Source organism: Actinomycetospora sp. C-140 (genome assembly GCF_054796175.1).
This window is the reverse complement of record NZ_JBTWNF010000008.1, coordinates 1-23,687: the sequence shown is the minus strand read 5'-3', so window position 1 is coordinate 23,687 and position 23,687 is coordinate 1. Positions and strand designations below refer to the sequence as shown.

At 72.3% G+C, this 23,687-nt stretch carries 25 protein-coding genes and 3 pseudogenes; 14 read left to right on the top strand and 14 right to left on the bottom strand.

What is annotated here, in order from left to right; all coding sequences use genetic code 11:
- Positions 1-89 precede the first annotated feature (89 nt).
- The 4 genes from ppsA (at position 90) to ACR9E3_RS14705 (ending at position 5,715) form a co-directional block, all read left to right on the top strand.
- On the top strand, positions 90-2,480 hold the full coding sequence (ppsA, locus tag ACR9E3_RS14720) for a phosphoenolpyruvate synthase (protein WP_460381037.1): 2,391 nt from the start codon (positions 90-92) through the stop codon (positions 2,478-2,480).
- Positions 2,481-2,602: 122 nt separating this feature from the next.
- A complete protein-coding gene (locus ACR9E3_RS14715) occupies positions 2,603-3,565 on the top strand; it encodes an esterase-like activity of phytase family protein (protein ID WP_460381036.1) in 963 nt (320 codons plus the stop codon).
- 51 nt (positions 3,566-3,616) lie between these two features.
- Positions 3,617-4,519: a patatin-like phospholipase family protein gene (locus ACR9E3_RS14710; protein ID WP_460381035.1), complete on the top strand. Its 903-nt coding sequence runs from the start codon at positions 3,617-3,619 to the stop codon at positions 4,517-4,519.
- On the top strand, positions 4,516-5,715 hold the full coding sequence (locus tag ACR9E3_RS14705; RefSeq protein ID WP_460381034.1) for a CynX/NimT family MFS transporter: 1,200 nt from the start codon (positions 4,516-4,518) through the stop codon (positions 5,713-5,715). The genes ACR9E3_RS14710 and ACR9E3_RS14705 overlap by 4 nt, the downstream gene beginning before the upstream one ends.
- 99 nt (positions 5,716-5,814) lie before the next feature.
- On the opposite strand, the pseudogene ACR9E3_RS14700 reads toward ACR9E3_RS14705, so the two are convergent.
- Both ACR9E3_RS14700 and ACR9E3_RS14695 read right to left on the bottom strand, forming a co-directional pair.
- Positions 5,815-6,417, bottom strand: a pseudogene (locus tag ACR9E3_RS14700) (alpha/beta fold hydrolase); the annotation flags it as partial.
- 31 nt (positions 6,418-6,448) lie between these two features.
- Positions 6,449-7,186 carry a TetR/AcrR family transcriptional regulator C-terminal domain-containing protein gene (locus ACR9E3_RS14695; protein WP_460381033.1) on the bottom strand — a complete coding sequence of 246 codons (738 nt, stop codon included), beginning with the start codon at positions 7,184-7,186 and terminating at the stop codon, positions 6,449-6,451.
- Positions 7,187-7,252: 66 nt separating this feature from the next.
- Here ACR9E3_RS14695 and ACR9E3_RS14690 point away from each other — a divergent pair, with 66 nt between their 5' ends.
- The 3 genes from ACR9E3_RS14690 (at position 7,253) to ACR9E3_RS14680 (ending at position 8,612) form a co-directional block, all read left to right on the top strand.
- A complete protein-coding gene (locus tag ACR9E3_RS14690) occupies positions 7,253-7,630 on the top strand; it encodes a VOC family protein (protein ID WP_460381032.1) in 378 nt (125 codons plus the stop codon).
- A gap of 7 nt (positions 7,631-7,637) precedes the next feature.
- Positions 7,638-8,126, top strand: coding sequence for a GNAT family N-acetyltransferase (locus ACR9E3_RS14685; protein WP_460381031.1), 489 nt, complete (start codon positions 7,638-7,640; stop codon positions 8,124-8,126).
- An 81-nt stretch (positions 8,127-8,207) separates the two neighbouring features.
- Positions 8,208-8,612: a hypothetical protein gene (locus ACR9E3_RS14680; RefSeq protein ID WP_460381030.1), complete on the top strand. Its 405-nt coding sequence runs from the start codon at positions 8,208-8,210 to the stop codon at positions 8,610-8,612.
- A 3-nt stretch (positions 8,613-8,615) separates the two neighbouring features.
- On the opposite strand, the gene ACR9E3_RS14675 is transcribed toward ACR9E3_RS14680, so the two are convergent.
- Together ACR9E3_RS14675 and ACR9E3_RS14670 are read right to left on the bottom strand one after the other, a co-directional pair.
- Positions 8,616-8,888: a plasmid mobilization protein gene (locus ACR9E3_RS14675; protein WP_460381029.1), complete on the bottom strand. Its 273-nt coding sequence runs from the start codon at positions 8,886-8,888 to the stop codon at positions 8,616-8,618.
- 107 nt (positions 8,889-8,995) lie between these two features.
- Positions 8,996-9,289, bottom strand: coding sequence for a hypothetical protein (locus ACR9E3_RS14670; RefSeq protein ID WP_460381028.1), 294 nt, complete (start codon positions 9,287-9,289; stop codon positions 8,996-8,998).
- Between the two features lie 185 nt (positions 9,290-9,474).
- Between ACR9E3_RS14670 and ACR9E3_RS14665 the strand changes: the two genes are divergently transcribed.
- The 3 genes from ACR9E3_RS14665 (at position 9,475) to ACR9E3_RS14655 (ending at position 11,966) form a co-directional block, all read left to right on the top strand.
- Positions 9,475-9,750 carry a helix-turn-helix domain-containing protein gene (locus ACR9E3_RS14665; RefSeq protein ID WP_460381027.1) on the top strand — a complete coding sequence of 92 codons (276 nt, stop codon included), beginning with the start codon at positions 9,475-9,477 and terminating at the stop codon, positions 9,748-9,750.
- Between the two features lie 1,133 nt (positions 9,751-10,883).
- Positions 10,884-11,756 carry a helix-turn-helix domain-containing protein gene (locus ACR9E3_RS14660; RefSeq protein ID WP_460381280.1) on the top strand — a complete coding sequence of 291 codons (873 nt, stop codon included), beginning with the start codon at positions 10,884-10,886 and terminating at the stop codon, positions 11,754-11,756.
- 3 nt (positions 11,757-11,759) lie between these two features.
- On the top strand, positions 11,760-11,966 hold the full coding sequence (locus ACR9E3_RS14655; protein WP_460381026.1) for a DUF397 domain-containing protein: 207 nt from the start codon (positions 11,760-11,762) through the stop codon (positions 11,964-11,966).
- A gap of 96 nt (positions 11,967-12,062) precedes the next feature.
- Here ACR9E3_RS14655 and ACR9E3_RS14650 read toward each other — a convergent pair whose 3' ends face one another.
- Complete coding sequence (locus ACR9E3_RS14650; RefSeq protein ID WP_460381025.1) at positions 12,063-14,108, bottom strand: prolyl oligopeptidase family serine peptidase; 2,046 nt, start codon at positions 14,106-14,108, stop codon at positions 12,063-12,065.
- An 87-nt stretch (positions 14,109-14,195) separates the two neighbouring features.
- Here ACR9E3_RS14650 and ACR9E3_RS14645 point away from each other — a divergent pair, with 87 nt between their 5' ends.
- Positions 14,196-15,242 (top strand): alpha/beta fold hydrolase, encoded by a 1,047-nt coding sequence (locus ACR9E3_RS14645; RefSeq protein WP_460381024.1) that lies wholly within the window; start codon positions 14,196-14,198, stop codon positions 15,240-15,242.
- Here the strand turns inward: ACR9E3_RS14645 and ACR9E3_RS14640 are convergent.
- From ACR9E3_RS14640 to ACR9E3_RS14600, 9 genes and pseudogenes are all read right to left on the bottom strand, one after another.
- Positions 15,239-16,201: an alpha/beta fold hydrolase gene (locus tag ACR9E3_RS14640; protein WP_460381023.1), complete on the bottom strand. Its 963-nt coding sequence runs from the start codon at positions 16,199-16,201 to the stop codon at positions 15,239-15,241. The genes ACR9E3_RS14645 and ACR9E3_RS14640 overlap by 4 nt on opposite strands.
- Before the next feature lie 100 nt (positions 16,202-16,301).
- A complete protein-coding gene (locus ACR9E3_RS14635) occupies positions 16,302-17,084 on the bottom strand; it encodes a PadR family transcriptional regulator (RefSeq protein ID WP_460381022.1) in 783 nt (260 codons plus the stop codon).
- A 141-nt stretch (positions 17,085-17,225) separates the two neighbouring features.
- Positions 17,226-17,483 carry a DUF6295 family protein gene (locus ACR9E3_RS14630; protein ID WP_337718912.1) on the bottom strand — a complete coding sequence of 86 codons (258 nt, stop codon included), beginning with the start codon at positions 17,481-17,483 and terminating at the stop codon, positions 17,226-17,228.
- Complete coding sequence (locus tag ACR9E3_RS14625) at positions 17,484-18,230, bottom strand: dienelactone hydrolase family protein (protein ID WP_460381021.1); 747 nt, start codon at positions 18,228-18,230, stop codon at positions 17,484-17,486.
- Between the two features lie 43 nt (positions 18,231-18,273).
- Positions 18,274-18,762 carry an endonuclease/exonuclease/phosphatase family protein gene (locus tag ACR9E3_RS14620; RefSeq protein ID WP_460381020.1) on the bottom strand — a complete coding sequence of 163 codons (489 nt, stop codon included), beginning with the start codon at positions 18,760-18,762 and terminating at the stop codon, positions 18,274-18,276.
- A 76-nt stretch (positions 18,763-18,838) separates the two neighbouring features.
- Positions 18,839-19,303, bottom strand: a complete 465-nt coding sequence (locus ACR9E3_RS14615; protein ID WP_460381019.1) for a cupin domain-containing protein — start codon at positions 19,301-19,303, stop codon at positions 18,839-18,841.
- Positions 19,300-19,860, bottom strand: coding sequence for a fumarate hydratase C-terminal domain-containing protein (locus ACR9E3_RS14610; protein ID WP_460381018.1), 561 nt, complete (start codon positions 19,858-19,860; stop codon positions 19,300-19,302). Before ACR9E3_RS14610 ends, ACR9E3_RS14615 begins: the two co-directional genes overlap by 4 nt.
- Positions 19,857-20,702: a fumarate hydratase gene (locus ACR9E3_RS14605; RefSeq protein ID WP_285649796.1), complete on the bottom strand. Its 846-nt coding sequence runs from the start codon at positions 20,700-20,702 to the stop codon at positions 19,857-19,859. Before ACR9E3_RS14605 ends, ACR9E3_RS14610 begins: the two co-directional genes overlap by 4 nt.
- Positions 20,703-20,719: 17 nt before the next feature.
- Positions 20,720-21,439: pseudogene (locus ACR9E3_RS14600) on the bottom strand (class I SAM-dependent methyltransferase); the annotation flags it as partial.
- A 26-nt stretch (positions 21,440-21,465) separates the two neighbouring features.
- On the opposite strand from ACR9E3_RS14600, the pseudogene ACR9E3_RS14595 reads away from it, so the two are divergent.
- The 3 genes and pseudogenes from ACR9E3_RS14595 to ACR9E3_RS14585 form a co-directional block, all read left to right on the top strand.
- A pseudogene (locus ACR9E3_RS14595) lies at positions 21,466-21,552 on the top strand (AsnC family protein); the annotation flags it as partial.
- 15 nt (positions 21,553-21,567) lie between these two features.
- Entirely contained in the window at positions 21,568-22,404 is an 837-nt protein-coding gene (locus ACR9E3_RS14590; RefSeq protein WP_460381017.1) for an Lrp/AsnC family transcriptional regulator, read from the top strand.
- Between the two features lie 89 nt (positions 22,405-22,493).
- Positions 22,494-23,621, top strand: coding sequence for a baeRF2 domain-containing protein (locus ACR9E3_RS14585; protein ID WP_460381016.1), 1,128 nt, complete (start codon positions 22,494-22,496; stop codon positions 23,619-23,621).
- Positions 23,622-23,687: the final 66 nt, after the last annotated feature.

Sequence of the window (23,687 nt, the reverse complement as noted above, 5' to 3'; positions counted from 1 at the left end):
CGGGGCGGGGACTCCGCCCGGTGCTCGGCCGTGCGCAACCGACGTGGCGGGAACGTCGGAGCGCCCGGCCCACGACGGAGGAGGACACGGTGGCGGACGAGGTCCGGTGGCTGGAGTCGGTGGGGTCCGGCGACGTCGAGGAGGTGGGCGGCAAGAACGCCTCGCTCGGCGAGATGATCGGCAACCTGTCCGAGAGGGGCATCCGCGTCCCCGGCGGCTTCGCGACCACCGCGACGGCGTACCGGTCGTTCCTGGCGGAGAACTCCCTCGACGAGAAGATCGCCGACATCCTGTCCGAGCTGTCGGACGGGAAGCGCGAGCTGGCGGACGCCGGGCAGGCGATCCGCGACCTCTTCGCCCAGGCCGAGTTCCCGGCGTCGACCGCCGAGGCCATCCGGTCGGCCTACGCCGAGCTGGGCGAGCGCCACGGCACCGAGGACATCGACGTGGCCGTGCGCAGCAGCGCGACCGCCGAGGACCTGCCCGACGCGAGCTTCGCCGGCCAGCAGGACACGTACCTCAACATCACCGGCGCCGACGCGCTGCTCGCGGCGTGCCAGGACTGCTACGCCTCGCTGTTCACCGACCGCGCGATCAGCTACCGCGTCGAGCAGGGCTTCGAGCACACCGACGTCGCCCTCTCCATCGGCATCCAGACGATGGTCCGCGCCGACCTCGGCTCCGCGGGGGTCATGTTCACGATCGACTCCGACACCGGCTTCCCCGACACCGCGATCATCAACGCCGCCTGGGGCCTCGGCGAGAACGTCGTCGGCGGTGAGGTGACCCCGGACCAGTACACGGTCTACAAGCCGTTCCTCGACCGCGAGGAGCTGCGGCCGATCATCGCCCGCACGGTCGGCGCGAAGGAGCGCAAGCTCGTCTACACCGACACCTCCGACCCGTCCGACGAGCCGACGGAGAACGTCGACACCACCGACGAGGAGCGGCGGTCCCTCGTCCTCGACGACGACGAGATCCTCCAGCTCGCCCGCTGGGGCACGGTCATCGAGGAGCACTACGGCCGTCCGATGGACGTCGAGTGGGCCAAGGACGGGCGCAGCGGCGAGCTCTACGTCGTCCAGGCCCGCCCGGAGACCGTGCAGTCGCGCACCGGCGCCGGGACGCTGTCGACGTTCCACCTCACCGAGTCCGGCGAGGTGATCGTCTCCGGGCTCGCGATCGGGCAGCAGGTCGCGGCCGGCGCAGTCCAGGTGATCGCGTCCGCCGACGACGTCGACCAGTTCACCGACGGCAAGGTCCTGGTCACCGAGATGACCGACCCGGACTGGGTGCCGATCATGCGGCGCGCCGCCGCGATTGTCACCGATCGGGGCGGACGCACGTCGCACGCCGCGATCGTCAGCCGCGAGCTCGGTGTGCCGGCGATCGTCGGGACGGGCAACGCCACCGAGATCCTCGGCGAGGGCCGCGAGGTGACGATCTCCTGCGTCGAGGGCGACGAGGGTCACGTCTACGAGGGCCTGCTCGACTACGAGGAGCGCGAGCTCGACCTCGACGGTGTCCCCGAGCCGACGACCCGCGTGATGATGAACATCGGCAGCCCGGCGGCCGCGATGCAGTGGTGGCGCCTGCCTGCGCACGGCATCGGGCTGGCGCGCATGGAGTACCTGGTCAACAACGTCATCCAGGCCCACCCGCTGGCGCTGCTGCACCTCGAGGACGTCGAGGACGACGACGCGAAGCGGCAGATCGAGGAACTGACCGCCGGCTGGGACGACAAGGGCGAGTACTTCGTCGACCACCTGGCCCGCGGCATCGCCACGATCGCCGCGTCCCAGTACCCGGAGCCGGTGGTCGTGCGGCTCTCGGACTTCAAGACCAACGAGTACGCCGGGCTGATCGGCGGGACGCAGTTCGAGCCCGACGAGGAGAACCCGATGCTCGGCTGGCGCGGGGCGTCGCGCTACTACAGCGACGACTACAAGGAGGCGTTCGCGCTCGAGTGCCGCGCGCTGCACCGCGTCCGCACCGAGATGGGCTTCACCAACGTCATCGTCATGGTCCCGTTCTGCCGCACCCCCGAGGAGGCCGACCGGGTCCTGGAGACGATGGCCGAGTTCGGGCTCGAGCGCGGCCGGGACGAGCTGCAGGTCTACGTCATGGCGGAGATCCCGTCGAACATCCTGCAGGCCGACGAGTTCGCCGACCGCTTCGACGGCTTCTCCATCGGCTCCAACGACCTCACCCAGCTGACCCTGGGCATCGGGCGCGACGACGACCGCCTCACCCACCTGTTCGACGAGCGCAGCCCCGCGGTCAAGAAGATGATCACCATGCTGCTCGAGGCGGCGCACGCCAAGGGCCGCTACGTGGGCATCTGCGGCCAGGGCCCCAGCGACCACCCCGACCTCGCCGAGTTCCTCGTGGAGCAGGGGATCGACAGCATGTCGCTGAACCCCGACAGCGTGCTGACGGTGATCGAACGCGTCGCCGAGGCGGAGTCGCGTCGGGGCTGAGGTGTGTCAGCGAAGTGCCCCTATCGGCGTGCTCCTCTCATCGACACTCAGAGCGTCCGTATCGGTACTTCGATCACCGAGGAAGCACGCGCCGTTCACCCTGATGCGGCACGGTGGCGGGCATGAGGAGAGCAGCGCTGCTCGGGGTGCTGCTGGCCGCGCTCGGCGCGTGCGGCGGGCCGCCCGCGTCCGCCGTCCCGCCCCTACCCGAGAAGTGCTCGGCGAGCGTCGCGATCGCCGGGTACTCCGACGTCCTCGACGGGGCCGAGTACGGCGCGCGACGGGTCTGGCCGGTCATGGGGCTCTCGGGACTCGCGGTCGACCGGGGCGGGTCGCTGCTGGCGCTGAGCGACCGTTCGGTGCTGTTCGCCCTCGACCCGCGCACCCGGCGGCCCGTCGGCGCGACGCCGCTCGCGGACGAGGCGGGCCGCCCCCTCGACGCCGAGGGTCTCGCCGTCGATGCGGACGGCACGCGGCTGGTCACCTCGGAGACCGAGCCGTCGGTCCGCCGGTACGCGCCCGACGGCCGGCTGATCGGGCGCCTCGACCTCCCGCCCGACCTCGCCGGCCGGGCGACGCCCAACGAGTCCCTCGAGGGCGTCGCGGTGAACCCCGGCGAGACCGTCGTCGGCGCCCTGGAGGGCGCGCTCGCCGGTGACGACCCCGGCCTCCGGCGGTTCCCGACGTGGAACGGCCCGGCGCCCGGCCCGACGTACGCCTACCGGCCCGACGCCGGCCTCGACGTCTCCGAGATCGCGGCCGTCGGCGACGGCCGGCTCCTGGTGCTCGAGCGCTCGTACACCGACGGCGTCGGCAACACCGTGCACCTCGCCGTCGCCGACCCCCGCCGCGGCACCGACCCGATGCCCCGGACCCTGCTCGCCGACCTCGGCACCTGCCCGACGCTCGGGGCCACCGCGCAGCAGGCGCAGGCCAACCCGTTGCTCGACAACATCGAGGGGATGACGGTGCTCGGTCGAGCCCCGAACGGTGCCCTGCGCGTCCTGCTCGTCAGCGACGACAACCAGGACCCGACGCAGACGACCCGTCTCTACGACCTCGTGGTGACCGTGCCCGCGGCGTGAGATGCCCGATCCGGCCGTGCGGAGCGGGCCGCGCGGGTGGAGGGTGACCCGGTGACCGCCGACGCTCCTCCCTCGATCACGCGCGCCCTCGTCCTCGGGGGAGGTGGACTCGCCGGGATCGCCTGGGAGGTGGGTGTCCTCGTGGGCCTCGCCGAGGGTGGCGTCGACCTGGCGCTCGCCGACCGGGTCGTCGGCACCTCGGCCGGGTCGGTCGTCGGGACGTTGCTGACGACGGGCGTGGACCTCGCGGAGCTGCACGAACAGCACCTCGCGGGCGAGGCGGCCGGTACCTCCGGACCGCCCGCGACCCTCGACATGGAGGTCCTCGGGACCGAGCTCGCCGCCGCGATGGACGGTGCCCGCGACGCCGCCGACATGCGGGCACGCCTCGGCGCGTGGGCGCTGGCGGCCGACACGCCGCCCGAGTCGGAGCGGCGCGAGGCCATCGACGCCCGCCTGCCGGTCAAGGAGTGGCCCCCGACGGATCTGCGGATCTCGGCCGTGGACGCGGAGACCGGCGAGCTCGCGGTCTTCACGCGCGACGCCCGCGTCGGGCTGGTCGACGCCGTCGCGGCGAGCTGTGCCGTGCCCGGGGTCTGGCCGCCGATGACGGCCGCCGGCCGGCGCTACGTCGACGGCGGCGTCGCCTCGATCGTGCACGTGGCGCGCGCCGACGACGACGGCTTCGAGATCGTCGGGCCTGCCGACCGCGTGCTCGTCGTCGCTCCGCTCGACCCGCCGGCCGGCGGCCCGTTCCGCTCGGTGACCCAGGAGATCGAGTACCGCCAGGAGCAGCATCCCGAGACGTCCGCCGCCTCGATCATCGCCGACGAGACCTCCGTCGGGGCCTTCGGCACGAACGTCCTCGACCCCGCGACGATGCCGGCGTCGGCGAAGGCGGGGCGGGCGCAGGGCCGGGCGCGGGCCGAGGAGATCGCGCGGTTCTGGACGTGAGCACGTCCACCACGTCGCCGACGGCGGTCCGTCGCGGCGGCGCGCTGGCCGCCTTCGCGGTCCTGCTGCTCGCGGCCAACCTGCGGCCGCCGGTCGTCGGGGTCGCGCCCCTGGTCGACCAGGCCCGCGAGGACCTGGGCGTCTCCAGCGGCGTCGCCGGGCTGCTGACGAGCCTGCCGGTGCTCTGCTTCGGGCTGCTGTCGCCGGTGGCACCGCGGCTCGCGCGCCGGTGGGGTCTCGAGCGTCTCCTCGTCGCCGCCCTGCTCGTGCTCGGGGTGGGCATCGCCCTGCGCCTCGTCGACGCGCTCCTCGTCATCCTCGTCGGCAGCGTGCTCGTGGGGACGGCGATCGCCGTCGGCAACGTGTCGCTGCCGACCCTGGTCAAGCGCGACTTCCCGCACCGCACCGGTGCGATGACCGGCGCCTACTCGATGGTGCTCACCGGCGGCGGCGCGGTCGCCGCCGCCGTCACCGTCCCGCTGCAGCGCATCACCGGGCTCGACTGGCGCTGGACCCTCGGCCTGTGGGGCCTCCTCACGGTGGCGACGCTGGTCGTGTGGCTGCCGCGGGCCCGTCGTCGCACGGTTCCGCCGCCCCCGCGCGAGGGTCCGCCGCTGTGGCGGGCGCTGGCCCGCGACCGCCTCGCCTGGCAGGTCACGCTGTTCATGGGCCTGCAGTCGTTGCAGTTCTACGCGATCACGGCCTGGGTCCCGACGATCTTCGTCGACGCGGGGCGCGAGCCCACCGAGGCCGGGCTGCTCCTGTCGCTCGCGGGGTTCGTCGGGCTGTTCTTCTCCGCGATGGCGCCGTCCCTCGCGATGCGCCGCCCCTCCCAGGGCTGGCTCATCGTGCTGACCTGCGCGTTCTACGTGGTCGGCTACATCGGCCTGATCACTGCTCCCGGCTCGCTGGCCGTGCTGTGGATGATCGTGCTCGGGATCGCGCAGGGCTCGAACATCGCCCTCGGGCTCCTGCTGATCACGCTGCGCTCGCCCGACACCGAGCACACCGCCGAGCTGTCGGCGATGGCGCAGGGTGTGGGCTACACGCTGGCGGCGATCGGGCCGTTCGCGCTCGGTGCGCTGCACGACCTCAGCGGCGGGTGGACGGTGCCGCTCGTCGTGATGCTGGTGCTCGTCGTGCCCACCGTCCTCATGGGCGTCGGCGCCGGCCGGGACCGGCACGTGCTCAGCTGACCAGCGCCAGGAGCACCTGCGCGGTCTCCTCCGGATCGGTGACCATGGCGTCGTGGCCGGTGTCGAGGACCTCGACACCTCGCCACCCCGCGGCGGCGGCGAACCCGGCGAAGGCGTCGCCTGTCGGCTTGTCGCGGCAGTGGACGAACCAGCGGGGGAGTGCCGATGCCGGGCCGTCCGGGAGCGGATCGGCGAGCCCGCGCCGCGGGTGGGGACGCAGTCGCGGGCCGACCCAGGCCCGGGCCGCCGGGCCGCCGGGTCGCGGATCGCCCAGCCGTCCATGGCGACGTCCGGGTCGAGAGCGATGCGGTCGTCGGCGTCGACGTTGTCGAGGAAGAAGGCGCGGCGCGCCGCCGGGAGCAGGTCGAGGACCGACTGACCCGGCTCCGGCACGAACGCGTCGAGGTAGACCAGCCCGGCGAGCCGCGCGGCGGCCCGCTGCGCGACGCCGGTGACGACGGCGCCGCTCGAGCTGTGCCCGACGAGCAGCACGTCGCGGAGATCCTCCATGACGAGCGTGGCGACGACGTCCTCGACGTGCGTCGCGAGCCCGACGTGCGGTCCGTGCAGGTGCGCGCGTTCACCGACCCCCGTCAGCGTCGGCGCGTGCACGTCGTGGCCGGCCGCCCGGAGCCGCGCCCCGACCGGGCGCCACACCCAGCCGCCGTGCCAGCCACCGTGCACGAGGACCACCGCCGCCATCGGTCCATCGTGCTCGATGGGTCGGTCCGGTTCACTCGACCATCGCCCCGAGACCGTCGAGCACCCGGGCGAGGCCGAACCGCCACGCGTGGTCGGGCGCGCGCGCCGACCCCTGCGCCGCGCCCGCGGCCGTCCCGACGCGGACCGCGCGCGGGTAGCGCTCCGGGTCGAGGACGCGGGCGAGCACCGGCGCCCGCGCGGCCCACCAGGCGCCGGTGTCGTCGCCGGCCGCGCCCTGCTCGACGAGGGCCGCGGCGCGGGTGACGTCGAGCAAGAAGGTCAGCGCGGCGTCCCGGTCGACGTCGTCGAGCCCGGCGAGCTCCGCGAGCTCGTCGAACGCGGCGAGCTCGTGCTCGTACTTGCCGGTCTCGCCGGGACCCAGCACCGGCCGTGACGGGTCGACGCGGGCCGCCCACGGGTGCCGGCGGTGGAGTGCCCGGTTCTCCTCGGCGATCGCCGTGAGGCGCTCGCGCCAGGGGCGGCCCGTCGTGTCGGACCGGGGCATCGCCGCGTACGCGGCGTCGACGACGAGATCCGCCAGCTCCTCGCGGCCGGGCACGTAGGTGTAGAGCGTCATCGGCGCGACCCCGAGCTCTCTCGCGAGGGCGCGCACGGTCAGCGCGTCCAGGCCCTCGGGGCCGCCCGCGTCGGCGAGCGCGGTCGCGCGGGCGACGACGACGTCGAGGTCGAGGCCCCGCCGCGGACCACGCGTCCCGGGCTCGTCGATCCGCCAGAGCAGGGCGAGCGTGCGGGACGGGTCGTCGCTCATCGGCCGCATGCTCCCACGATTTCCTGTACAACGTACGATGTACAGCGTACGGAGAAACGAGGAACCATGAAGATCACCGCCTCCGCGGTCTCCCTGAACGTCGCCGACCCCGCCGCGTCGGCCGCCTTCCTCGTCCGGCACTTCGGCTTCACGCAGGCGATGGCTGCCGACGGGTTCGCCTCGCTCGCGCGCGACGACGCCGGGATGTCCGTCGTGTTCCTGCGCACCGGCCTCGACTCCCTGCCGGCCGACCAGCGTGACGACCATGCGGCGGGGCTGATCCTCGCGTTCGTCGTCGACGATCTCGAGGGCGAGCTCGCGCGGCTCGAGAGCGAGGACGTCGTGATCACCATGCCTCTCACGGTCGAGCCCTGGGGCGAGCGCGCGTTCCAGGTCCGCGATCCGAACGGGGTGATCGTGCAGCTCGTCGACTGGAACGGATGATGGGCGTGTGGAGATCGTCCTGGCTGCCGTGCGCCCCGACTCGCCCGACGGGCTGACCGCCCTGCGCGCCTACGCGGGAGAGCTCGCCCGGCGCTGGCCGGAGAAGGCGCCGGAGCCGTCGTGGTCGGAGGATTTCCTCGCCGACGACCCGTTGGCGTTCGCGCCGCCGCTCGGCGTCTTCGTCGTCGCGAAGCGGGGCGACCGGGTCGTGGGCTGCGCCGGCCTGCGGTTCGAGGGCGCCGACGTCCCGCCGGGGGCGGGCGAGATCAAGCGGATGTGGGTCGATCCCGGGACGCGGGGCCACGGCCTCGGGCGACGCCTGCTCGCCCATCTCACCGACCTCGCTCGCGAGGCCGGCCTGCGTCGTCTCGTCCTCGACACCGCCGGCGACCTGACCGAGGCGCGCGCGCTCTATGCCGCCGAGGGTTTCGTCGAGACGGAGCCCTACAACGCCAACCCGTACGCCCACCACTGGTTCAGCCGCGACCTCTGGTGACGAGCGATCACGTCCGACCCCTGTCGTTCGGCCGAGTGAATGCCTACCGTTCGTGCAGGTGCTGGATCGGGGGGTGACCGGGTGCGATCCGAGGGCGACAAGCCCCAGGAGGTGCTCGACCTCCACGGACTGTCCGGTCGTGTCTTCGAGGCGCTGCGCGACGGGTTCGACGTCCCGGCCCAGTTCCCGCTCGCCCTGCACGACGTCGACCACGTCGTCGACGGCGCCTCGTCCGTGGAGATCGCGGCGTACGCGATGCGCTACCTGCAGATCGTGCGGCACTACGCGGCGCCGAACCAACCGGTCGACACGGAGAGCCTGGTCGGCGTGCTGGTCCTGCTCAGCCCGGTGCTCGAGGATCTCGCCGCACGGTCGAGCGAGCACCGCGCGCTGTTGAACCTCGCCCGCGATCGTCTCTACGAGGCGGCCTGGTCGATCGTCCGCGACACCGGCGGCCCGCCCACCGGGCTCTTCACCGTCCGGTAGTGCTCAGCGGGTGTCGTCGTGCGACATCTCCCGCTGGTGCTCGAGAGCCCGGCGCCGTTCCTCGATCGTGAGCCGGCCCTTCTGGCTCCACTCCCGGTCGCCCTCGAGGACCGCTTCGGGTCCGGCGTCGTCGACGACCTTCCGGGCGAGGACGAGCGCCGCCTCGCGCACGAACGCCGACATCGTCTTCCCGGTGTAGTGCGCCACGGCTTCGAGGAGATAGCGCTCCTCCGGGCTCACGCGGAACGTCGCCGGCGACGAGTCGGCGGCCGCCATCAGTCGGTTCCCGGAGTGCGCATCGCCCGACTGTATTACGTAGCACAGACGACAGTCCAGGAAGGTCGGACGTCAAATGCAACGGCGTCTGATCAGGGCGTCTGCGCTCACGCCGGTTCGAGCGTCGACGGGGGAGCGGGCCGCGGGTCCAGGTCGGGGAGGCGCGCCCGCAGGCAGCTGAGCTGGTACGCCATCACCGTGCACCGCTGATCGTCCGGTCCCAGCTCTTCCTGACGGCCGAAGGCGCGCATGTTGGCGAGCATCGCCTCGACCCGGCGGCGGAGGTTGAACTCGACTCCCGCGGCTCGCTTCGCCCGCTCCAGCACGTCGCGCGGTCGCCGTGACCGCTGCTCGGGTGCTGCTGTGCCGGGTACGTCGTCGCCTGCTGGAACCGGTGCCATGTGAGTGCCTCCCCCGCGAGGTGGTGCTGGTGCGTGCTCTCCCAACCGTGTGTCGTCGTTCTGTCGAACCCTGAGCCCCTGTGTCGTGCCCACGTGGTGCGACGGTGCGATGACTCGACGCTAGGGTGCGCCGTCGCGGGAATCAACGTTTGAGCAAGGGTCTAACGTGCAAGTTGCACGGCTGAATGCTTGCAGAAGTCCGCACTTATGGGTCGGTGGACGCGAGGAGAAGGTCGGTGGCTGAGGGCTCCTTCGGGCCTGTTGTCGTCCGGCGGCGTCTGGGCTCGGAGCTGCGTCGGCTCCGAGGGCGCGCCGAGATGAGCTTGGAGCAGGCTGCTCGCGCGCTCGAGGTCTCCCCGAGCAAGATCAGTCGGCTGGACTCCCGGCCGCGGTTCGGGACGTCGCCACCTTGCCGAACTCTCATGTCGAGGGCCAGGACTAAATACGCTGTGGAGCGGTGAGCCGGGAAGCAGCGAAATCGCGCCACCCCTTCGAGCCGACCCAATGGGCCTGGCCAAGCATCTCTTTCGAATCGAAGGACGAGGTGCGTGACGCCACGTCGGTGCCTTGGCGGCAAGTACTGCAGCGCGGTCGATAGTGGCTGCCCTGAAAGCAGTTCCTGGCCCTCGCTTCTTAGTCTCTAGGACATTCTACGGCGTCGAGGCCTGAGCTCGATGTCGGGGCATCGCACATTTCAAATGCCTTCAGGGGTGTATTGCCAGCGCTTCGGTTTGGAGTCTCTGGGGCGCGCTCGAACGGCCTGCACGTCGCGTACTCTGCTTGGGCACCGTCAGTCCTGCGCATACCCCAATCTAATGGGTGAGAGCAACTGCATGCGTTGCATCAACACGATGACGACTCACTTGTCTGGCGAGTAGCTCGAGCCCCTGCAGGCTCTTTGAATTCGCTTTCCACGACTCATAATGAAAGACACTCGCAAGAAGGTCCTGGCCCTGAAGGGGTCACAGGAGGCCCGCGGCGAACTCAAGCGAGATACGAGAGAAGGTGAGATCATATCGAAGGATCGAAGAACGAATACCGGCTCGGACGCCATGATCGTGCGTTTCGGTCGAGTAGTTCCGCCGCCGGTCACCGGAGGAGAGCGAAGCACGGGTTTCGTAAGCTCCTCAAGAGATATGTCGCTTGTACGATCCATTCTGGTGGTGCCGCCGTGCTGGATGATTGAGAGATCTTTCAGCAAGAGAGTCGATCTCCTGACGCAGTAACTCGTGGGGTCGATTCGCACGAATGGGACCGGCTCCACAAGCCTGGGCGGCTGGATAGCTAGAACTTGGTGCGGTCTGCAAGATCCTGTTGTTTGCAGCACAAATCTCACAGCGATTTGCAGCCTTGGAGGTCCCGGCGCAGCCGTGCGCGGCCGGCTTCTTTGATCTCTAGCGGGTGGTAGAGGATCGGGGCGGCGTGTCTCGTCGCACCCAGCGTTACTGCAGGGCCCGAGTGCGCTACGGTCCGTGCTCGTGAGAAGGTGCGGCCGCGCACGCGGCCGTTGGTGCAGGCGGCTGCTTGTGCAAGATGCATAGCCCATGTCCGCAGCGTCGGGCTCTTTGGAAACTGGCTCTGACTTGGGGGGTTGGTGGCAGAGCGATCTTTCGGGCCGGTCGTCGTCCGGCGCCGCCTGGGGTCCGAGCTGCGTCGTCTCCGGGACCGTGCCGGCATGAGCCTCGACCAGGTCGCCCGCGAGCTCGAGGTCTCGCCGAGCAAGATCAGTCGGCTGGAGAACGGCCAGTCCCCTGCGAAGGTCTGGGACGTCCGCAATCTGCTGACCCTCTACGGCGTCGAGGACGAGGACTACCGCCGTCGCGCGGAGCGATGGGTCAACGAGGGCAAGTCGCAGGGCTGGTGGCATCCGTACTCCGACGCCACTCCCGCGGACCTCGACTATTACGTCTCGTTGGAGGCCGAGGCGGCAGAGATTCGTTCGTACTGCGCCCCGTTTCTGTACGGCCTCCTGCAGACGCGGGAGTACGCCGAAGCGTTGATCCGTGCACTGAGCCCGAATCTCACCGAAGATTCGGTGGCCGGTCTCGTGACAGTGAGGATGGGCCGCCAGGAGATTCTCGAGGCTGCAAGCCCTCCGACGGTGAGGGTGATCGTCGACGAGTCGGTGCTCTGGCGCTTCGTCGGTGGCGAGGCCGTCATGCGGAGACAATGGGAGCGGCTCGCGGACCTGACCGACCGCTTCGATATACGCATTCGCCAACTGTCCGCGGGGCCACACGAGGCGCTGTACAGCCCGTTCACCGCATTCATGCCCCGCGAGACCGAGATCGACCCGACGGTGGTCAACCTCGAGGGTGCGCTGCACGACGCGTACTTCGAGGACAAGGAAACCGTCGGGCGCTTTCTCGTGTCATTCGAGGAACTCCGGAGTTCCTCGCTGTCCCCCGAAGAGAGTGATGACCTCGTGCGCCGACTCGTGCGCGAGGGAATCCCGAGAGAAAGGTGAAGAGTGTCATTCTCGGCTCCCCGTTTCCGGAAGTCTTCATTCAGTGGTATGGGTGGTTGTGTCGAGGTCGCGAGACTTCCGGCCTCCGGTCACTTCGCCGTGCGCGACTCCAAGAACCCCGAGCTCGAGGCCCGCGTGTTCACCCTTCGCGAGTGGAACGCGTTCATCGACGGCGTGAAGGCCGGTGAGTTCGACCCGGAGACTCTCTAGCACGCTGCGGCAGTCCAGGCACCGAGTGTGCGTCCATCGTGGTCGACAAGCTACGTTGATCATTATGGACGCACGCTCGGTGTCCGCTGACCCTCCTCAGCCCACCTGCCGCCAACAGAACTCGAACACCAGCGCCCACTGGAAGGCGCGTTGCTCGTTGTCCGCCGCGCCGCCATGGCCGCCTTCGATGTTCTCGTAGTACTCGACGGCATGCCCCTGCTCCCGCAACCGCGCCACGGCTTTCCGGGCATGCCCCGGGTGCACGCGGTCGTCGCGGGTCGACGTCGTCACCAGCACCGGCGGGTAGGCATCACTGGCCGAGAGGTTCTGGTACGGCGAGTACTGCGCGATCCACGCCCACTCCTCCGGAACGTCCGGGTCCCCGTACTCCGCCATCCACGACGCCCCGGCCAGCAGCAGGTGGAACCGGCGCATGTCGAACAGCGGCACCATCACCACGATCGCCCCGAACAGCGACGGGTAGCGCGTCAGCATCACGCCCATGAGCAGCCCGCCGTTGCTGCCCCCGTGGATCGCCAGTTGCGACGCTGTCGTGATGCCGCGGGCGACGAGGTCCCGCGCGACGGCGGCGAAGTCCTCGTACGCGCGGTGGCGGTGCTCCCCGAGGGCGGCGGTGTGCCAGGTCGGCCCGTACTCGCCGCCGCCGCGGATGTTCGCGACGACGTAGGTGCCGCCGCGCGCGAGCCAGCCGCGACCGATGACCCCGCTGTAGCCCGGGGTCAGCGCGATCTCGAAGCCGCCGTAGCCGGTCATCAGCGTCGGGCCGGGGACGTCCGCGACCTGCCCGACCACGAAGTACGGGATCTGCGTCCCGTCGTCCGAGACGGCGAAGAACTGCCGCACCTCGAGCCCGGTCGCGTCGAAGCGCGCGGGCGCCGTCCGCAGCACCTCCGGCTCCGGATCGGACTCCGAACCCAGCTCACCGCGCAGGAACGTCGACGGCTGCACGTAGCTGTCGGTGTCCAGGAAGTACTCGTCGCCGCGGTCCGGGTCGACCCCGATGAGGTCGACCGATCCGAGCTCCGGGCCCGCGGGCAGCTCCCGGCGGGCCCAGTCCTGCGCCGGGGTCAGCACCTCGAGACGCGTCACCACATCCGTGAGCACCGCCAGGACCAGGTGGTTCTTCGTCCAGGCGTGGTAGCTCAGGGAGCTGCTCGGGGTGGGGGAGAAGAGCACCCGCGAGGTCCGGTCGCCGGCGAGATAGGCCTCGAAGTCGAAGCACAGCAGCGATCCGGCCGGGTGCTCGACACCCTCCACCGTCCACGGCGACCTCGTCCGCACGAGCAGCCACTCGCGCTCGACGTCGGTCTCGGCGTCGGGCGGGACGTCGATGAGCACCTGCGTCCCGTCCGGGCGCAGGAGGAACTCCTCGGTGGTGTGGAAGTCGGGGCTGCGGCCGACGAAGTCGCGCTCGTAGCCGGGGGTGTGGTCGTGGCCGGCGAAGGCCGACACGTCGGTCTCGTCGGCCGTGAACACCACCTCGGCGTCGGTGACGTCCTGGCCGCGTCGCCACCGCCGCATCACCCGCGGGTAGCCCGACGTGGTCTGCGATCCGGGCCCGAGGTCGGTGCCGACGAACACGGTGTCCTCGTCGATCCATCCGACGCGGCTCTTGGCCTCCGGCAGCGTGAACCCGTCGGTGATCCACTCCTTCGATCCCAGGTCGAACTCCCGCACGACCGTGGCGTCGGCCCCGCCGCGTGAGAGCTGGACGAGCGCGCGCGAGTAGTCGGGGTAGCGCACCGCCGCGCCCGCCCACACCCAGTTCTCGTCCTCGGCCGTCGCGAGGTCGTCGACGTCGAGCAGCAGCTCCCAGTCGGGGTCGCCCGTGCGGTAGCTCTCCAGGGTCGTGCGCCGCCAGAGGCCGCGGGTGTGCGTGGCGTCCTGCCAGAAGTTGTAGAGCAGATCTCCGCGACGGCGGACGTAGGGGATGCGGTCGTCGGCGTCGAGCACCGCGCGCAGGCCGTCGCGGGTCCCGCTGAACCGCTGCGAACCGGTCAGGACCTCGAGCGACTCGGCGTTGCGCTCCCGGACCCAGGCCAGGGCGTCGTCACCGGTGACGTCCTCGAGCCACAGGTAGGGGTCGTCGGTGTCGGTGGTCGGGGAGCTCGCGGAGGTCACCGAACCATCCTCACCCATCGCGGGACGGCGACGCTCGCAGCCGTGATCTGATGACCTCCCGCGAGGCGACGACGTGAGGGGCGAGGGGTGACCGACGGGCGCGGTTGGTACACGCACGCACAGCAGGGCGAGCACGAGTACCTCGACCTCGGCCCGTTCGTGCTGCAATCGGGCTACACGCTGCCGAACGCGTCGCTGGCGTACCGGACGCACGGCACGCTGAACGCCGCGAAGGACAACGCGGTGCTCGTGCCGCACATGTACTCGGGGTCGCCGTCGTCGCTCGACATGCACATCGGGCCCGGGACGCCTCTGGACCCGGCGAGGTACTTCGTCATCTGCCCCGGCCAGATCGGCGGCGGGATGTCGAGCTCGCCGTCCAACACCCCGGCGCCCTTCGACCGCGGGCAGTTCCCGCCCGTGGCGATCGCCGACGACGTCGTCGCGCAGTACCGTCTCGTCACCGAGCACCTCGGCATCGAGCGCCTGCACGCCGTGCTCGGGTGGTCGATGGGCGCCCAGCAGACCTACGAGTGGGCGGTGCGCCACCCGGACATGGTGCCGCGGGCGGCGGCCTTCGCCGGAACGGCGAGGACTCCGGCCCACAACCGGATCTTCATCGACCTCCACCTCGAGCTGTTGCGCTCCGACCCGGCCTTCGCCGGCGGCTTCTACGCCGACTCCGGCGACGTCCGGCTCGGCCTGACCCGGCACGCGCTCGCGTTCTCGCTGCTCGGCTTCACCCCCGCGTGGTACCGCGACGAGCACTGGCGCCGGCTCGGCTTCGCGTCGGTCGACGACTTCCGCCAGGGCTTCATCCGCGGCTACTTCGCGCCGATGGACCCGAACAACCTGGTCACGCAGGCGTCGAAGTGGTGGCGCGCCGACCTCTCGCCGCACGGCAACGGCTCGCTGCACAAGGCGCTCGGGAAGATCCCCGGGCACTTCTTCGTCGTGCCGTTCGGCGGCGACCAGTTCTTTCCCGTCGAGGACTGCGAGATCGACGCCGGCCACATGCCGCACGGCGAGCTGCGCGTGATCGACACGCCGGCCGGGCACTTCGCGATGTTCGGTCTCCTCGACGAGGACACCCGGCGCATCCACGAGGTGATGGCCGAGATGCTGGCGAGCTAGCGGCCCCGGCGCAGCAGGTCCCGCCACTCCGCGGCGCTCCAGTGTGCGGGCTCGCTGCCGGCGAGGAAGGCGCGCATCGCACCGAGCACCTTCTCCGGGTGGGAGTGGAACGGGAAGTGCCCGGCACCCTCGAACACCTCGAGCCTGCTGCCGGGCATGGCGTCGTGCGCCATCTGCGCGTGCTCGACCGGGACGATCATGTCGTCGGAGCCCCACAGCAGCAGCGTCGGCATGCCGGCGGTGAGGTAGCAGCGGTCGAGCATGGTGACGACCTGGCCGCGCCAGTCGACCACCGCGCGCAGTGTGCGCAGGAAGGCGCTGCGGCTGGTGGCGTCGGGGAGGGCGTCGACGAGACGCACGAGGTCCTCGGCGTCGCGGCCCAGCGGGTGGTCGAGGCGGGTCAGGGCCCACATCACGGCCTCGGTCTGGGTGCGCATGCCGGGCAGGCCGAGCATCCCGAGGACGATCTGCGCGCCGGGCAGCGAGGCCGCCCGCAGCGCGGGGCTCACCGACTGGGAGACCCCGCCGGCGCCGATCAGGATGATCCGCTCGGTGCGTTCGGGGTACTGGTACGCGAACTGCATCGCCACCCCGCCGCCGAGCGAGTGCCCGACGAGCGTGGCCCGGTCGATGTCGAGGACCCCGAGGAGATCCCGCATCCCGTTGGCGTAGGCGGCGACCGAGTAGTCGCCGCGGGGCTTGTCCGAGCCGCCGTGGCCGAGCAGGTCGGGGGCCAGGACCGTGTGGTCCCTGGCGAGGTCGTCGAGGAGCGGACCCCAGGTCGACGAGTCGTCGCCGATGCCGTGGATCAGCAGGAGGACCGGCCCGGACCCGGCCATGCGGAAGGCACGGCGGTACCCGTGGACGGTGCGGTACTGCAGGGCCCAGTCCTCGCCCGGAACGTCCCGGAGGACGGGTCCGGGCGAGGGGGGTCCCGACGGGGGTCGGCGCAGGAGCACGGCCGGTCCTCAGGCCTCCTCGATCTCGCGATCAACTCCGCCCGGAGCCTAGGCCGGGCGTGTGACGTGGTGTCACACGCGTGTTGCCGGCCCGTGACGCTCACCCGGCCGTTCCCGCCTCGTCCCCGTCCTCCGACGGGGTGGCGGTGTCCTCACCCGCGAGCAGCAGGTAGAGGCGCCGGCGGGTCTCGTCGAGCAGCCGGACCGCCTCGGCGATCTGCTCCTCGCTGCCGACCTGCGCGACCTGCGCGACGGCGCCCATGACGGAGCGCCCGGACTCGCGCAGACCGGTGAAGCCGTCCTCGGCCGCGGCCGTGTTCCAGACGGCGTCGAGCTCCTCGCGGTGCTCGTCGACATACGTGCGCCCGGCGTCGGTCAGGTGGATCACCGACCGGCCCTCGGACTTCTCCGTGCGCACCAGGCCCTCGTCGGCCAGCTGCGACACGGTCGGGTAGACCGAGCCGGGGCTGGGGCGCCACGCGCCGCCGGACCGCTCACCGATCTCCTGGATGATCTGGTAGCCGTGCATCGGCTCCTCCGCGAGGAGGGCCAGCACCGCCGTGCGCACGTCACCGCGCGCCCGACGCCCGCGGTGACCACCGCGCGGGCCGCCGAAGCCGCCCGGGCCGCCGAAACCGCCGGGGCCACCGAACCCACCCGGGCCGCCGAAGCCGCCCGGTCGGCCGAACGGGCCGCCCCGCCGGCCACGGCGGAACTTCCCCCGCGGACCGCCGGGGAACTCGCCGCCGAACATCGCCTCCCGGCCGAAACCGGGGTGCCGGCGCGGGCCGTGCCCGCGTCCGTGCTCACGCCCGCCGGGGCCGTCCCCGAACGGGCCGTCTCCGAAGTCCCGGCGTCCGCCGGGAGTCTCGTAGCTCGTCATGTCGCTCCTCCTTCTTCGTTCGTTCGCGACACTTCAACGATATATCGCGACTGTCGGCATGGCAAGCCCCTCGTCGACGAGCGAAGGGCCCCGTCGATCGATTGGTTCGATCGACGGGGCCCTTCACTCAGGTCCGCGGGCTCAGTGGTGGGCGGCGCGCTCCACGGTGACGGCGAGCGCGGCCAGCAGCTCGCGGGCGGAATCGAGGCTCAGCTCGACGGCGACGCGGGCGCCCGGGCCTCGGTCGGGGTTGAGGAAGTCGATGTTGACGGTGTGCTCGTCCGGGGCGTGGACCGGGTGGTCGTAGTAGACCGTCGCGGTCTCGAGCGGGAACCAGCCGTCGGGCCCCTTGCCGCTCGACTTCGCCAGCGCCAGCTTCTCGGTGCTGTAGGTGCACATCTAGTCCCCCAGGTGGCGCGCGAGGAAGTCGCGGATCTTCTCCCAGCCGTCGACGGCGGCGGCGACGCGGTAGGCCGGCCGGTCGACGGAGAAGAACGCGTGCCCGGCGTCGTCGTAGCGGTAGAACTCGTAGGGCTTGCCGTTCTCCTGCAGCAGCTTCTCGAGCTCGTCGACCTGGTCGGGGGAGGGGTAGGAGTCCTCGTTGCCGAACAGGCCGAGCAGCGGCGCCGAGAGCTCGGGGATGCGGTCGGCGAGGGGCGAGACCTGCAGCGGGAAGCCCTCCGGGGGTGTGCCGACGACGAACGCCCCGTAGCAGTCGATCGCGGCCTGGACGTCGACGGCGATGCCGGTGAGCACGGCCTGGCGCCCGCCCGAGCAGAAGCCGATGGCACCGACCTTCCCGTTGGCCGTCGGCAGCGACCGCAGCCAGCGCGCGGCGCCGGCGGCGTCGCCGACGAACCGCTCGTCGGGCACGCCGCCCTGCGCGCGAGCCGTGGCGGCGGCGTCGTCGGGGTCCGCGCCCGGCGCCTCGCGTGTGTAGAGGTTCGGGCAGATCGCGTGGTAGCCCATGGTCGCGAAGCGCCGCGTGATCTCCTTGGTCGCGGCGTCGTAGCCGGGCATGTGGTGGATGACGATCATGCCGCCGCGCGGCGCGCCGTCCATGGGGCGTGCGGTGTAGGCCTCGATCTCGTCGTCGCCGTGCCCGCGGATGCCGATCGTCTCGGCCAGGACCGCGTCGTACTGCATGCTGCGACCTCCGCTCTCGTGCTGGTGTGCTCGATCAGAGCACTCAGGGGCCCGTGCGGCACGGCGGGGGCGAGGTTCGACCGGAGTGCCCCGTCCGCAGGTCGACCACCACGCCGGCGTGGTCCGACGGCCACACCCCGACCTCGGGACCCGTGCCGACCAGTCCGACGCGCTCGACGCGCACGGGCACCGGTCCGCGTCCGAGCCCGAGCAGGACGCGGTCGACGCGCGACGGCGGGTCGCCCAGCGCGGCGACGTACGGGTTGTCGGGCCGCCAGGTCGCCCTGTCGAAGGGGTCGGCGCCGTCGGCCCACCGCCACGCGTCGGCGAGCAGCAGGCCGGGCTCGGCGGGTGCGGTGAGGTGTCCTTCGAGCAGGCGCATCTCGTCGGACGCGGGCTCGGCGTTGAAGTCGCCGGTCACGACCGGAGGCAGGTCGGTCGGGTCCGCGCCCGCCACGTGTCGTGTGATCGCCCGGACCTGGAGGACGCGGAGGGCGGAGTCGGTCAGCGCCGGGGTGAGGTGGGTCGTCACCAGACGCACGGAGCCGGCCGGGGTGTCGGCTCGCCGAAGCGCCACCAGAGGTTCCAGGTGGCGATCCGCAGCACGGTCACCGGTCGCCTGCCCACCGCGCGAGCAGCGCCCAGAGCAGCCGTTGCGGTCGGTCGGGGAGACCGGCCACGGTGAACGAGAAGCCGTGCTCGGCGTTGATGCGGGCGAGCTCGCGCAGCGGCGGGCGGCCCGGCGCGGCGGCCATGGCCTGGAGCTGGGCCTGCAGCGGTCCCGCAGGTGTCTCGATCGTCCGGAGACGGACCGGCTCGTCGAACGGGTTGGCGAACGCGTGGGTGGTCCCCGGCGGGACGGCGACCGTCTCGCCCGGCTGCACCAGCCGTCGCTCGGGACCCAGCCGCACCACGAGGAGACCCGACGCGACGGTGAACACCTCGCGCTCGCGACGGTGCCGGTGTGCGGGCGGGCCGGCGTGGCGCGGCGGCAGGACCGCGGAGAAGACGAAGTCCGGGCCGGAGGCCTCGACGGAGATCTCCTGGCCGTCGGGGAACGCGATCGTGCTCACGGCGACGACGGCGCGCGGCGCCAGCGCGCCGGGCCGTCGCGGTAGAGGTCGCCGCCGTGGAGGTCGTTGACGACGAGGGCGGGGAAGTCGCGGACCTCGAGGCGGCGCACGGCCTCGGCGCCCAGGTCCTCGTAGGCGATGACCTCGCTGGCGGTGATGCACTGGCTGAGCAGCGCCGCGGTGCCCTCGATCGCCCCGAAGTAGACGCAGCCGTGCTCGAGCATCGACTCCTTGACGGTCTCCGAGCGCCGGCCCTTGCCGATCATGCCGCGCAGCCCGCGCTCGACGAGCAGCGGCGACCACGCGTCCATCCGCGACGCGGTCGTCGGTCCGGCGGCGCCGATAGCGTGGCCGGGCCGGGCGGGCGTCGGGCCGACGAAGTAGAGCGTCTCGCCTGCCGGGTCGAAGGGGAGCCGCTCGCCGCCCTCGACGGCCCGCGCGAACCGTTCGTGGGCGGCGTCCCGCCCGGTCACCAGGGGGCCGGAGAGGAGCACGGAGTCCCCGCTGTGCAGCGCGCGGATGGCTTCGGCGTCGAGGGGCAGGGACAGCGCCGTCACAGGGTCACCGTCCGGACGCGGTGGGAGTGGCAGTCGAGGTTGATCGCCACGGGGAAGGCGGCGATGTGGGTCGGGTAGGCCTCGACGTGCACGGCCACGGTCGTCACCGTGCCGCCGAAGCCCGCGGGCCCGATGCCGGTCGCGTCGATGGCGTCGACGAGCTCGGCCTCCAGCTCGGCGAGCTTGGGGTCGGGCGACGGGGAGCCGGTGGGCTCGCGCGTCAGTGCCTTCTTCGCGAGCACGGCCGCGCGGTCGAAGGTCCCGCCCATCCCGATGCCGACGGTGACCGGCGGGCTCGCGCTGGGCCCGGCGGCCTCGATCGTCTCGACGACGAACTTCCGCATGCCGGCGACGCCAGCGGCCGGTGTGAGCATCCGCAGCGCCGACATGTTGTCGCAGCCCGCGCCCTTGACCAGCAGCGTCAGGCGCACACCGTCGCCCTCGACGAGGTCGTAGTGGACCATCGCCGGGGTGTTGTCGCCGGTGTTGACGCGGTCGACGGGCGAGCGCACCAGCGAGGCGCGCAGATATCCCTCGCGGTAGCCCTCGGCGACACCGCGGTCGAGCGCGGCGGCCAGCGAGCCCCCGGTGAAGTGGACGTCCTGGCCGATCTCGAGGAAGCACACCGCGTAGCCCGTGTCCTGGCAGAACGCGATCCGCTCGCGGGCGGACACCTCCGCGTTCGCCAGCAGGCGGTCGAGCACCTCCTGCCCGATCGGCGACCGCTCGCGGTCACGGGCGCGCTGCAGCGCCTCGACGTGGTCGCCACGCAGCTCGTGGTTGGCCTCGACGCAGAGCTTCCGGACGGTGTCGGCGACGTCGTCGACCGCGATCTCCCGCACGCGCCCGTCCTACCGCCTCAGCGGGTGGCGTGCACGAGGTAACCGTCGGGCCCGCCCTCGGGGGTCGCGGGCGGTCGGCCGAGGGCCGCCGACACGGCGGTCACGGTGTGGATGTCGCTGCACCATCCGTGCGCGGCGAGCAGCGCGGCCGGCGCGTCGGTCCCGAACACCCACGGCATGCCGAGCCGGGCGAAGCGCTCGAGCATCGGGGTCGTCGCGAGCAGGTCGAGCAGCGCCCGGCCGACGACGTCGGTGAGCAGGTGGCTTCCGGGCGACGAGAGCTGGGTGACGCGGCCGAGGAGGCGGTCGACGTCGTCCGCCGCGAGGTACTGCAGCAGGCCCTCGAGGAGCCAGCAGGTCGGTCGCGCGGGGTCGACGCCCGCCGCGAGGAGGCCGTCGCGCCAGTCGTCGCGGAGGTCGACGCCCACGGCGACGCGTGCGGCGGCGGGCGGGGCCGCATCCGTCAGCAGGTCGGCCTTGAGGGCCAGGAGCTCGGGCCGGTCCAGCTCGACCACCCGCGTTCCCGGGCCGACGCCGAGCCGCCAGGCGCGGGTGTCCATGCCGGCGGCGACGACCACCACCTGGTCGACGCCGGCGGCGACGGCCGCGGTGATCCGGTCGTCGAACCAGCGGGTGCGCACCGGGATGACGTCGCCGGAGATGTCCTGGGCGGCCATGGCCTCGCCCTGCTCACCCGCGAGCAGGGCCGCGAGGGGGTCGTCGACGAGGCGGTCGGCGCGGCGGGACTCCCGACGCGGTCGACCGCCGCATCGTCCACGCCCTGCACCTCGACGGGCGCGTCGCGTTCGCCGACGTCGCCCCCGTCGTCGGGCTCTCCGCCCGGACGGTCGCCCGGCGGTACGGCGTGCTCCGCTCGTCGGGCACGGTGCGGGTGGTCGGCCTGCCCGACCCGCGCGCCGTCGCTCGGACGGACTGGCTGGTCCGCCTGCGCGGCGACCCCGCCACCTGCCGGCGCACGGCCGGAGAGCTCGCCCTCCGGGACGACGTGCGGTGGGTCGGCCTCGCCTCCGGGGGCACCGAGGTGACCGCCGTCGTACGGGCGGCGGCCGGGAGGACGCCGCTGCCCGTGGCGCCGCGGGGCCCCACGGCGGTCACCGCCCAGTGCCTGATGCGGCCGCTGGCGGGCGTCGGCGGCTGGCCCGGGAACCTCGACGCGCTGACCGCCGCCGAGGCGGCGCCCCTGCGCCGGACGGCCGTGCCGTCCTCCCGGCCGACGACACGGCCGCTCGACGCGGCGGAGCACCGGTTGCTCGACGCCCTGGCACGCGACGGGCGCACCCCCGCGCCGGCGCTCGCCTCGGCGACCGGGTGGTCCGAGTCCTCGGTCCGCCGGCACCTCGACCGCCTGCGCGACGAGGGCGTCCTGCGCTTCGAGGTGGACGTCGAGCCCCGTGCCGTCGGCATGGCGTGCGAGGCGGTGCTGTGGCTCACCGTCGCCCCGTCCCGTGTCCCCGCGGTCGCGTCGGCGCTCGACGAGCACCCGGCCGTCGCGTTCGCGGCGTCCACGACGGGCGCCACCAACGTGGTCGCCTTCGTGCTCTGCCCCGACATCGACGCCCTGCACGAACTGCTCGTCGGGGACCTCGGCGCGACCCCGGGGATCGACGGGGTGGACACGGCGCCGGTGGCGCGCCACGTGAAGCGTGCCGGCGCCCTGGTCCTCCCACCGGCGGGGCGCTGAGGCATGTGCCGGCGGGTGTTCGGGTAGGCGGAGGGCAACCCCGAGACACGACCCCGCGAACACCCGCGGGCCCAGAGGAGGAACACCGGATGGACCTGTCGCGCACGCGTGAGATCTTCGAGCGGCCGGGACCGTTCGCGACGGTGTACCTGGAGGCCGTGCAGGCAGGGGAGAACTCGGCGAAGCAGGTCGAGCTCCGCTGGCGGGATCTGCAGAACCAGCTGCAGCAGCAGGGCGCCGACGACAAGACGATCGCCGCGCTCGACGACGAGCTCGGCGACGACCGCGCCGGCTCCCTCACAGAGGTCGGGCGGGTGCTCGTCGCCTCGGCGGACGGCGTGCTGTTCGACGACGAGGTCGAGGCCGTCGGTGCGGCGGGTGACGTCGCGATCTGGAGCCCGCTGCCCGAGCTGGGGCGCTACTACCGGTCGCAGTCGAGCTCGGTGCGCACGCTCCTGGCGATCGTCGACCAGACCGGTGGCGACCTCTACGAGCTCGTCGCCGCCTACGAGACCGGCGCGCGCGAGCTGGACGAGCAGCACATCAGCGGCAGCGCGGTCGAGAACGTGCACAAGGCGCGCGAGGGCGGCAACGCACACAAGCAGCGCCAGCGCCGCCACGAGAAGGCGACCTACCAGAACGCCGAGGAGGTCGTCGCCGGGCTGCGCAGCGCCGCCTCGTCGTTCCGCCCGCAGGTCCTCGCCCTCGCCGGCGAGGTCCAGGGCCGGCAGGCCGTGCGCTCGCAGCTGCCGACGGAGCTGTCGGAGATCACCCAGGAGCTCGACGCCGGCAGCCGCGCGGCGGGCGCCTCGGAGTCGGCGCTCGAGGACGAGCTGCTGCGCGTCGCCGGCACGATCGCCACCGGCGAGGAGGGCCGCGTGCGCGAGCAGCTCCTGGAGGGCAAGGCGCACGCCAACGCCGTCGAGGGCCTCGAGCCCGTGCTGGAGGCCGCGCGCACCGGCGCCGTCGACACCCTCGTGCTCGTCGACGGCCAGGAGATCCCCGGTGAGCTCTACGTCGGTTCCTCGCCCGAGCAGATCTCGACCGACCCGAAGAACCTCGCGCAGCTCTCCGACACCGAGCCCGTCGCCCGCCCGGCCGAGCAGGTGCTCCTGCGCGCGGTCGGCGCCCTCGGCGGCAGCGTGTCGGTCCTCGGCGGCGGCACGTCGCTGCAGGACGGCGTCGGCGCGCTCCTGCGCTTCCCGACCGGCAGCTGATCGGAGTAGCGCCAGGTGACCAGCGAAGTGGGGGGGGGGGGCCGCCCCGGGGCGGGGGGGGGGCGC

Coding starts and splice junctions, on each gene's coding strand:
- ACR9E3_RS14715 (WP_460381036.1), top strand. CDS start 2,603: ATGAGGAGAGCAGCGCTGCTCGGGGTGCTGCTGGCCGCGCTCGGCGCG.
- ACR9E3_RS14695 (WP_460381033.1), bottom strand. CDS start 7,186: ATGAGCGACGACCCGTCCCGCACGCTCGCCCTGCTCTGGCGGATCGAC.
- ACR9E3_RS14690 (WP_460381032.1), top strand. CDS start 7,253: ATGAAGATCACCGCCTCCGCGGTCTCCCTGAACGTCGCCGACCCCGCC.
- ACR9E3_RS14675 (WP_460381029.1), bottom strand. CDS start 8,888: ATGGCGGCCGCCGACTCGTCGCCGGCGACGTTCCGCGTGAGCCCGGAG.
- ACR9E3_RS14670 (WP_460381028.1), bottom strand. CDS start 9,289: ATGGCACCGGTTCCAGCAGGCGACGACGTACCCGGCACAGCAGCACCC.
- ACR9E3_RS14665 (WP_460381027.1), top strand. CDS start 9,475: ATGCTTGCAGAAGTCCGCACTTATGGGTCGGTGGACGCGAGGAGAAGG.
- ACR9E3_RS14635 (WP_460381022.1), bottom strand. CDS start 17,084: ATGACGAGCTACGAGACTCCCGGCGGACGCCGGGACTTCGGAGACGGC.
- ACR9E3_RS14630 (WP_337718912.1), bottom strand. CDS start 17,483: ATGTGCACCTACAGCACCGAGAAGCTGGCGCTGGCGAAGTCGAGCGGC.
- ACR9E3_RS14625 (WP_460381021.1), bottom strand. CDS start 18,230: ATGCAGTACGACGCGGTCCTGGCCGAGACGATCGGCATCCGCGGGCAC.
- ACR9E3_RS14585 (WP_460381016.1), top strand. CDS start 22,494: ATGGACCTGTCGCGCACGCGTGAGATCTTCGAGCGGCCGGGACCGTTC.